The 533-nt window shown below is 55.5% G+C and carries 1 protein-coding gene; it reads right to left on the bottom strand.

Annotated elements, in window-relative coordinates:
- Nucleotides 1–533: hypothetical protein (locus AC1DWI_RS26015; RefSeq protein ID WP_477726310.1), on the bottom strand; the 533-nt coding region annotated here is incomplete at both ends.

Here is a 533-nt window from a genome sequence, read left to right as displayed (position 1 = left end):
ATTTAGGGTCGAGGTAAAACAGCATCGCCAAGGCCCGCCTGCGCTCGGCAGGGTTCCTGGTCAACCTGGCTTCCAGTGCATAAGCCCAGGATTGCCAGGGTTCGAACTTCTGGCTTTTCTGGGCCCACTCCAGCGCCAAGGCCCTGATCTTGCTGCTGCCGGTCATTTCCGCCACCAGTTCGGAGATCTCTCCAAAGGTGTACTGCGTCAGCAAGGCCCTTTTCTCAGTGTGCGGACGCAGGTGCCGCGCGCGTTGAAGAAATTGCAACGCTTCCTCGTTTTTGCCGGATGCTGCGGCAAGAATCGCCATGGTCAGCTGGTAGTCAAAGTCCTGTCTGGAGACCTCGGTGCCGCTTACCATCTTCTCAATAGTTGAGGTGTCTCCCGCCTTGACAGCCGCATAAGCGTAGTAAGGCAAATAGCAGGTCAACGTTGAATTGACCTGGTAATCGGTCAGGTCGTAAAACTTTGCAGACTCGGAGAAAATTGCCTTCGCACCGGCAAAGTCCTTGAGTTTGATGGCCCGGTAAGCC

Source organism: Polaromonas sp. P3_C2, from assembly GCF_056402675.1.
The sequence above is the reverse complement of the archived record's forward strand: the minus strand, read 5'-3'. Positions and strand labels throughout refer to the sequence as shown.